Annotated in this window: 9 protein-coding genes; 4 read left to right on the forward strand and 5 right to left on the reverse strand. The window is 72.2% G+C overall.

Features of this window, described 5'->3' with window-relative positions:
* Positions 1-71 precede the first annotated feature (71 nt).
* The 5 genes from AB0M39_RS40395 to AB0M39_RS40415 all read right to left on the reverse strand — a co-directional run bounded on the left by AB0M39_RS40395 (position 72) and on the right by AB0M39_RS40415 (position 4,550).
* Positions 72-1,337, reverse strand: a complete 1,266-nt coding sequence (locus AB0M39_RS40395) for an HD-GYP domain-containing protein (RefSeq protein ID WP_365373721.1) — start codon at positions 1,335-1,337, stop codon at positions 72-74.
* A gap of 191 nt (positions 1,338-1,528) precedes the next feature.
* Positions 1,529-1,828 (reverse strand): mycothiol system anti-sigma-R factor, encoded by a 300-nt coding sequence (gene rsrA / locus AB0M39_RS40400; protein WP_365373724.1) that lies wholly within the window; start codon positions 1,826-1,828, stop codon positions 1,529-1,531.
* On the reverse strand, positions 1,825-2,490 hold the full coding sequence (locus tag AB0M39_RS40405; protein WP_365373726.1) for a sigma-70 family RNA polymerase sigma factor: 666 nt from the start codon (positions 2,488-2,490) through the stop codon (positions 1,825-1,827). Before AB0M39_RS40405 ends, rsrA begins: the two co-directional genes overlap by 4 nt.
* 390 nt (positions 2,491-2,880) lie before the next feature.
* The gene (locus AB0M39_RS40410) at positions 2,881-3,540 is read right to left on the reverse strand and encodes an alpha/beta family hydrolase (RefSeq protein ID WP_365373728.1); all 660 of its coding nucleotides are present in this window, start codon (positions 3,538-3,540) and stop codon (positions 2,881-2,883) included.
* 194 nt (positions 3,541-3,734) lie between these two features.
* Entirely contained in the window at positions 3,735-4,550 is an 816-nt protein-coding gene (locus AB0M39_RS40415) for an SOS response-associated peptidase (RefSeq protein WP_365373731.1), read from the reverse strand.
* A gap of 49 nt (positions 4,551-4,599) precedes the next feature.
* Here AB0M39_RS40415 and AB0M39_RS40420 point away from each other — a divergent pair, with 49 nt between their 5' ends.
* The 4 genes from AB0M39_RS40420 to AB0M39_RS40435 all read left to right on the forward strand — a co-directional run bounded on the left by AB0M39_RS40420 (position 4,600) and on the right by AB0M39_RS40435 (position 8,333).
* Complete coding sequence (locus tag AB0M39_RS40420; RefSeq protein ID WP_365373734.1) at positions 4,600-5,340, forward strand: M50 family metallopeptidase; 741 nt, start codon at positions 4,600-4,602, stop codon at positions 5,338-5,340.
* A gap of 174 nt (positions 5,341-5,514) precedes the next feature.
* Positions 5,515-6,855, forward strand: a complete 1,341-nt coding sequence (gene aroA, locus AB0M39_RS40425; protein WP_365373737.1) for a 3-phosphoshikimate 1-carboxyvinyltransferase — start codon at positions 5,515-5,517, stop codon at positions 6,853-6,855.
* A 4-nt stretch (positions 6,856-6,859) separates the two neighbouring features.
* Positions 6,860-7,873: a ribosome small subunit-dependent GTPase A gene (gene rsgA, locus AB0M39_RS40430; protein ID WP_365373739.1), complete on the forward strand. Its 1,014-nt coding sequence runs from the start codon at positions 6,860-6,862 to the stop codon at positions 7,871-7,873.
* A gap of 136 nt (positions 7,874-8,009) precedes the next feature.
* A complete protein-coding gene (locus AB0M39_RS40435) occupies positions 8,010-8,333 on the forward strand; it encodes a multidrug efflux SMR transporter (protein ID WP_365373742.1) in 324 nt (107 codons plus the stop codon).
* The last annotated feature ends 407 nt before the right edge of the window (positions 8,334-8,740 follow it).

The following is an 8,740-nucleotide window of genomic DNA, read 5'->3' on the forward strand; positions in this document are numbered from 1 at the left end:
GAACTCCGCCAGGCCCGCCAGCAGATGAGCCCGCTCCGCGGCGACGGCGAGCGCCGCCTGCTCCGCCTCCTTCAGCGCCGCCGGCTCCATGCACGATACCGCTCCAGGGCTCTGACCAGCGCCCCCACCATGTGCGGGTCGAACTGCCGGCCCGCGCACCTGTCCAGCTCCTCCAGCGCCGCGCGGACCGGCCGCGCCCGCCGGTAGGACCGCGTCGACGTCATCGCGTCGAAGGCGTCCGCCACCGCGACCACCCGCGCGAACTCGGGGATCTGCCCTCCCGCCAGCCCGTACGGATACCCGCTCCCGTCCAGCCGCTCGTGGTGGTGGAGGATCGCCGCCCGCGCCTCCCCCAGGAAGCCGATCCCGCGCACCATCTCGTGCCCGTACTCCGGGTGCAGCTCGATCACCCGCCGCTCCTCGGGGGTCAGCGGACCGTCCTTGCGCAGCACGCGCGTGGGCACCCCGAGCTTGCCCACGTCGTGGAGGATCCCGGCGAACCGGAGCACCTCCAGGCGCTCGTCCGCCATGCCCAGCTCCCGCGCGATCAGCACCGAGGCGCGACCCACCCGCTCGCTGTGCCCGCGCGTGTACTTGTCCTTGAGCTCGACGGCCTGCACCAGCGCCCGGATGGTCGCCTGATGGGCGGCCCGCTCCCGGTGGTACTGCGCGAAGATCCAGCAGGAGATGTACATCGGCAGCAGCACGAACAGCGCCGACACCGGCCCGTAGGGGCTGCGCCACAGCACCGCCATCATCAGCCCGGCGAGCCCGTGCACGAGATGCGGCGCGAGCGAGCGCAGCAGCAGCCCGCGCCAGGCGGTGCGCACGGGCAGCCGCTCCGCCGTCGCCAGGATGCCGCCGTCGAGGGCGGTGAGCACCAGGCAGAAGGCGAGCGCCCCGCCCGCGGCCGGCCACAGCGCGTACGGGAAGTCCGCCGCCCGCAGCGCCGGTGCGCCGTCCAGCAGCAGATACGTCTGGGCCGCGCCCCAGGTGGCGAGCGCCAGCTGCGCCGCGCGCCAGGTCCGGCGGAGGCCCGCGGGCCGCCGCTCCACCCGCCCGAGCAGCGCGCCGGGCACGGCGACGAGCGCCGCCGCGGCGGGCGGCAGCAGGAAGGCGGCGGCGAGGAGCACGGGAAAGAACGATCCGGCGCCGGGCGGCGCCGAGCCGCCGAGATACCGGCAGCGGGCGGGCATCTCGCATCCGGCGTACAGCACGGCGAGCAGCAGCACGGCGCTCCACGGAGCCCCGCCGCGGAGGGCGGGCAGCACGCACACGGCGGCGCAGAGCACGGCGCCCAGGACGTACGCACCTGCCGACGACGGTATGCCCTTCACTTCCCACCCTCCCCAAATCGAGCGCCAGGCTAGCGATGTGAGGGTGGGACGGCGGAAGTATGCGGGCTATTCGCACCTACGAGTGACAAACGCATGGGGGCGCGCAGCGGAATCCGCTGCGCGCCCCCAATATGCAGTCGCGTAAAAGCAGTCGCGATACGCGGTCGCGTGAATATCGCAGTCGCGTACGCCTATTCGGCGCCGGCCGCCGACACGTCCTGGTCGGGCACGGCCTGCCCCGACCGGATCAGATCGATGCGGCCCATGACCTTGGCCCGCAGGTCGCTGGGCACGTCGTCATGCCCGCAGCACCGCTTGACCAGCTTCTTCACCGCCTGCTCGAGGCCGTACTTCTCCAGGCACGGCGAGCACTCCTCGAAGTGCACCTCGAACTTGGTGCAGTCGGCGTCGGGCATCTCATGGTCGAGAAACTCGTAGAGATGGTCCAGGACCTCTGAGCAGTCTGTCTCGTGCGGCTCTCCGCAGCTCATGAGCCTGAGCCTTTCGCTTCGTTCGACTCCCCAGCACCGGCCGGCACGAGCCCGCGCTCACGGGCGTAGTCCTCCAGCATGCCGCGCAGCTGACGGCGGCCACGGTGCAGGCGGGACATCACCGTACCGATGGGAGTACCCATGATGTCCGCGATCTCCTTGTACGCAAAGCCCTCGACGTCCGCCAGATAGACCGCGATCCGGAACTCCTCGGGGATGGCCTGCAGAGCGGCCTTCACGTCCGAGTCGGGCAGGTGGTCGAGCGCCTGGGACTCGGCGGAGCGCAGACCGGTCGACATATGCGACTCGGCGCGCGCGAGCTGCCAGTCCTCGATCTCCTCGGCGGCGCTGCGCTGGGGCTCCCGCTGCTTCTTGCGGTAGGAGTTGATGAAGGTGTTCGTGAGGATCCGGTAGAGCCATGCCTTGAGGTTCGTGCCCTCGCGGAACTGGTGGAAGGAGGCGTACGCCTTCGCGAACGTCTCCTGCACGAGGTCCTCGGCGTCGGCCGGGTTGCGCGTCATGCGCAGCGCGGCCGAGTACAGCTGGTCGAGGTAACCGAGAGCGTCCCGTTCGAAACGGGCGTTGCGCTCGGCAGCCGTCTCCTCGGGCTGCTCCGCCTGGCCGTCATCGGTCCCTGCGTCGGTCCCAGTGACCGGACCCACCTCCTCCAACGCTGTGGCGAGGCCGAATGCGGACTCGCTCGAATCGGAGAATAGACGACGATCCGGTCCGTCCGCCGCTTGAATAGGCATGGCCTTTGCCCCAGGGATCACAGTCCACTCCAGGTCAGCGGCGCGCGAGGCGCTCCCCGTGGTCGAAGATCGGGGGCGGCTCGGGCAGATGGTCGAACCCATGCGGCGGACTCCCTACACCATGCTCTGTTTGCTTCTCGACATCCCGCACAACAGTGCGTGCGCGCGCATCATTCCCGCGCTGCGCGGGTGTCTCGGCGAGATTCCCTCGGTGCGCCGGTGCTTCGGCGAGATCCCCTCGGCGCGCGGGCGCTTCGGCGTGAGTCCCTCGGTGCGCCGGTGTCTCGCCGAGCCGGTGCGTCACAGCCTCAGGCCGCGCATCCAGGCGCCGACGGCGTCCGTGATCCGCGTCACGACGTCCGCCTCGGTGAGGCCGGAGCGCTTGGGGACGGCGAACCCGTGATCGGCGTAGGGCACTTCCACGATCTCGTACGCCCCTTCGGGGAACTCCTCGGGCTTCCCGAAGGGGTCGTTGCCGCCCTGGACGACGAGGGTGGGAACGCCGGTGCCAAGCAGCTCGTCGGCCCGGGAGCGCTCGGGCTTGCCGGGCGGATGGAGCGGGAAGCTGAGGGCGAGCACCCCGGCGGCGCCGAGCTCCTGGGCGGTCCGGCAGGCGACGCGCGCGCCGGCGCTGCGTCCGCCGGCGACGACGGGCAGCCCCGCCTTCTCCAGCACGGGCCAGACGGCCCGCCACCCGACGTCGAGGGTCTTGGGCGCGGGGGCGACCTTCTTCCCGGCGACGCGCCAGGGCTGCTCGACGAGCGCGACGGTGACGCGGTCGCCGGTCAGAGCGGCGGCGATGCCCTGGAGATCCCGCGCCTCGATGCCGCCCCCGGCGCCGTGGCCGAGCGCCAGCACGGCCTGCGCGCGCGCCGCCGGCGCCCAGCTCACCCGGGCGTCGCCGGCGGGCGTCTCAACGGTCTCAGCGGTCTCGATGTTCGCGGTCTCGATCGGCCTCACGCCCTCTATGGTGCCGCGAGAGGGCGCGGGGGAGCGCCTTCGCCTCGGGGCGGGGTGCGTGTCGTGCCGGTGCGGGGCGTGGCCCCCGCCCGTACGCGGGCGCGATCTATAGAGCGACGGCCAGGCGTGGCCTATAGGGCGGCGGCTGGGCGTGGCCTATAGAGCGGCGGCTCGAACAGCGTCGAGACCGACGGCTAGAACAGCGTCCCGACCTCGGGCGCCTCCAGCTCCTCCAGCAGCTCCGGCCCGTTGTTGCGCACGTTGCTCACCGCCGTCGTCACCGGGTAGGCCCTCATCAGCCCGCCCGGCGGCGGCTCCAGCAGCCCGCGGACCTCCTCCAGCTCCGACCGCGCCGGGTCCAGCCACGCGTCCCACCGGTCCTGTGTGAGCATCAGCGGCATCCGCGGGTGGATGTCCGACAGCGACCGCGGCCCCTCCGCCGGCGCGACGCCCAGCGGCCCCTGCTCCGCCTCCGTCGTGATCACCGAGCAGGTCGCCCACCACGCCTGCGGATGCCCGTCCGGCAGCGTCCTGTCCCGCCAGAACTCGTACAGGCCCGCCATAGCGAACACCGATCCGTCCGCCGGGGTCACGAAGTACGGCTGCTTGCGAGGGCGCTTCTTCTTGCCCTCGACCTCCAGCTCCCGCTCCCCCGCCCCGGTCACCCACTCGTAATAGCCGTCCGCCGGCAGGATGCAGCGCCGCGCCAGCAGGGGCTTGCGGAACGACGGCTTCTCGTGCACCGTCTCCGCCCGCGCGTTGATCATCCGCGCCCCGCCCTCGGGCGTCTTCGACCACGAGGGCACGAGGCCCCACTTCAGCGCCCGCAGCTGCCGAACCGGACGCCGGTCCTCGGCGTCTTTCAGAGGGCGCTCGAGAATCGCGTAGACCTCCTTGGTGGGGGCGACGTTCCAATCGGGCGCCAGCGTCTCCTCCGGCTCCCACTTCTCGACCTCGAAGACTCCTGCGAGATCCTCGGGCCTACGACTCGCTGCATACCGTCCGCACATAAGTGCCACACTGCCACTCCCGCCCGCCGCCTGAGGAGCCGCCCGAGAAATGGTCAGCACTGATCACGCCAACACCCTCAGCAGCGCCTCCATAGGCGACCTCTGGGACCGTCTCCTCGGATCCCAGCCGGCCCCCGACGAATGGCTGGTCGTCGCCGCCGGCGTCGTCGCCCTCGTCCTCGTCGTCCCGCACTCCCTGTGGCGGCTGTCCCGCAACGCGATCACCATCGCCCACGAGGGCGGCCACGGCCTCGTCGCCCTGCTCACCGGCCGCCGCCTCGACGGCATCCGGCTGCACTCCGACACAAGCGGTCTGACCGTCAGCCGCGGCAGGCCCACCGGCATCGGCATGATCCTGACCGCCGCGGCCGGCTACACCGCCCCCTCGCTGCTCGGCCTCGGCGGCGCCTGGCTGCTGGCCGCGCACCACATCACGCTGCTCCTCTGGGTGGCCACCGCGCTCCTGATCGCCATGCTGGTGATGATCCGCAACGCTTACGGCGCGCTCACCGTGATCGTCACCGGCGCCGCGTTCCTGCTGGTCTCCTGGCTGACCGAGCCCGAGGTCCAGGCCGCGTTCGCGTACGCCGCCGTCTGGTTCCTGCTGCTCGGCGGCGTACGGCCGCCCTTCGAGCTCCAGTCCAAGCGCCGCCGCGGCGGGGCCCCCGACTCCGACGCCGACCAGCTCGCCCGGCTGACCCATGTGGCGCCCGCTCTATGGCTGTTCCTCTTCCACGCGGTCTCGCTCTGCTCCCTGATCGGCGGCGGCCGCTGGCTGCTCGGCCTGTGAGACGCCCCGGTGAGACGACGCCCGAGTGAGCCCCCGCTGAGACCCCGGTGGGACCCCTGCCAGCAGACAAGGCGCCGTCGAACGGGCCAGGCTTCTATCACTCCCCTGTTACGCACCGATTTCGGCCTATTCGATCAAGATCCGGGCCTCCGGCGAACCACTAAAGTGATGGCCATGACCGAGAGCTCCGTGCACCCCGTCCTCTGGCCCGCCCCCTACGCGACCGGAGCCGTCGAAGCGACGGTCACCGTGCCCGGATCCAAATCCGTCACCAATCGCGCACTGGTCCTGGCCGCCCTCGCCGCCGAGCCCGGCTGGCTGCGCCGGCCGCTGCGCTCCCGCGACACCCTGCTGATGGCCGAGGCGCTGCGGTCCCTCGGCGTCGGCATCGAGGAGACGCTGTCCTCCAGCTCCTCCGTCGCCGGGGACCCCGACGGCGCGGGCGAGGCCTGGCGCGTCATCCCGTCCGGCCTGCACGGCCCCGCCTCCGTCGACGTCGGCAACGCCGGCACGGTGATGCGGTTCCTGCCCCCCGTCGCCGCCCTCGCCGACGGCCCGGTCCGCTTCGACGGCGACCCCCGCTCCTACGAGCGCCCGCTCAACGGCGTGATCGACGCGCTGCGCGTCCTCGGCGCCCGGATCGACGACGACGGCCGCGGCGCGCTCCCGATGACCGTGCACGGCGGCGGCGCGCTGGACGGCGGCCCGGTGGCGATCGACGCCTCCTCCTCGTCCCAGTTCGTCAGCGCCCTGCTGCTGTCCGCCCCCCGCTTCAACCAGGGCGTCGAGGTACGGCACGTCGGCGGCAAGCTGCCCTCCATGCCGCACATCCGGATGACCGTCGACATGCTCCGCGCCGTCGGCGCGCAGGTCGACGAGCCGGAGACCGGCGGCGAGCCCAACGTGTGGCGGGTCTCCCCCTCCGCGCTGCTCGGCCGCGACCTCACGATCGAGCCCGACCTCTCCAACGCCCAGCCGTTCCTCGCCGCCGCGCTCGTCACCGGCGGCCGGGTCACCGTCCCCGACTGGCCGGAGCGCACCACCCAGCCCGGTGACGCGCTGCGCCAGATCTTCACCGAGATGGGCGGCTCCTGCGAGCTGACCGAGTCCGGTCTGACGTTCACCGGCTCCGGCCGCGTCCACGGCATCGACGTCGACCTCAGCGAGGTCGGCGAGCTCACGCCCGGCATCGCGGCCGTCGCCGCGCTCGCCGACTCGCCCTCCACGCTGCGCGGCGTCGCCCACCTCCGCCTCCACGAGACGGACCGGCTGGCCGCTCTCACCAAGGAGATCAACGAGCTCGGCGGCGACGTCACGGAGACCGAGGACGGCCTCCACATCCGCCCGCGCCCGCTGCACGGCGGCGTGTTCCACACGTACGACGACCACCGGATGGCCACGGCCGGCGCGATCATCGGCCTGGCGGTCAAGGGCGTGGAGATCGAGAACGTCGCGACGACCGCGAAGACCCTTCCCGACTTCCCGCAGATGTGGGCCGGAATGCTCGGGGCCTGAGGACATGCGGCGCTATGGCAAGAACCCCGACGAGGACGACATCCGCGTCCGCCCCAACCGCAAGGGCAACCGCCCCCGGACCAACATCCGCCCCAAGCACGAGGACGCGGTCCAGGGCATGGTCCTCACCGTCGACCGAGGGCGGCTCACCTGCCTCGTCGACGACCGCGTCGTGACGGCGATGAAGGCGCGCGAGCTGGGCCGCAAGGCCGCGGTGGTCGGAGACCGGGTCGGCATCGTCGGCGACCTCTCCGGGGACAAGGACACGCTCGCCCGCATCGTCCGCATCGAGGAGCGCACGTCCGTGCTGCGCCGCACGGCCGACGACGACGACCCGTTCGAGCGCGTGGTCGTCGCCAACGCCGACCAGCTGGCGATCGTCACGGCCCTGGCCGACCCGGAGCCGCGCCCGCGGCTGATCGACCGCTGCCTCGTCGCCGCGTACGACGGCGGTCTCGAACCCCTGCTCGTACTGACCAAGTCGGACCTGGCCAAGCCGGACGAGCTGCTGGAGATGTACGGGGCGCTCGGCGTCCCCCATGTGGTCACCACCCGGGACGAGTTCGTCGACGGGGTGGCGGCCGACCGGGTCCACGAGCATCTCCAGGGCCGGACCACCGCCTTCGTCGGGCACTCCGGCGTCGGCAAGACGACCCTGGTCAACGCTCTGGTCCCCAAGGAGCGCCGCCGTATCACCGGCGTCGTCAACGCGGTCACCGGCCGCGGCCGGCACACCACTACGTCCGCGCTCGCCCTGCCGCTCGCGGGCGAGGAGGGCGGCTGGGTGATCGACACTCCGGGCGTGCGCTCCTTCGGTCTGCACCACGTCGACCCGTCCCGGGTGATCCTGGCCTTCCCCGATCTCGTACCGGGCACAGAGGGCTGTCCGCGCGCCTGCAGCCATGACGAGCCGGACTGCGCGCTCGACGACTGGGCCGCCGAGGGGCACGCGGATCCCGCGCGGCTCTACTCGCTGCGGCGACTGCTCGCCACCCGCGAGCGACGCGAGGGCGACTGACTCGCGCACGTTTGCGGTCCCTGCCCATTGGTAAGTGCATAATCGCACCAAGTCAGACGGCACAAAGTCAGACAGATACCCCAATAGGCACCAAGTCGGACGTCGCAGTCACCGATCGACGCGGGAGGACCAGACAATGGCGTGGCTGCTCGTGGTGGTCGCCGGACTTCTCGAAACGGGCTTCGCGGTCTGCCTCAAGCTGTCGCACGGCTTCACCAGACTCTGGCCGACGGTCGCCTTCGCGGCATTCGCACTGGGCAGCTTCGGCCTGCTGACGCTCGCCCTGCGGAAGCTGGACGTCGGCCCCGCCTACGCCGTGTGGACGGGCATCGGGGCCGCCGGAACCGCGATCTATGGAATGGTCTTCCTGGGCGACCTGGTCTCCGCCCTCAAGATCATCTCGATCTCGCTGGTGATCATCGGGGTCATCGGCCTTCAGCTCTCCGGCTCTGCCCACTGACGGTCCCGGGCGTCCGCGCACCGCCTCCGCCCGTCCCGCTCCCACCGGACCCGGATCCCTGAGGCCCGACCGCCGGACTCCCGCCGGACCCGGACCCGGATCCCTGGGGCCCGACCCCGGGCCGAGCGCCGGCCCGGATCGCGCTCCCAGCCCCGCCTCCGGTCGCGTTGCCCGCCGCGCTCCCGCCCCCGCCCCCGAGCACGCTCCCGGCGCCTAAGCCCCTGGCCGCCCCCGTCGCCGCGCCGCCGACGGCCGTGCGCACCAGCCCACCGACCCCCTCCCCGTCGGGCGCGCTCTCGTATGTGATCGCGTCTGGCTCGCTGGGAGACCCCTCGGCAGTCCTACGACCTCGTCGACGTCGCCGCCCTCAACGCACAGATACGCGACGACTCCCGCACCCTGGCCGC

Source organism: Streptomyces sp. NPDC051907 (assembly GCF_040681075.1).
GTDB lineage: Bacteria > Actinomycetota > Actinomycetes > Streptomycetales > Streptomycetaceae > Streptomyces.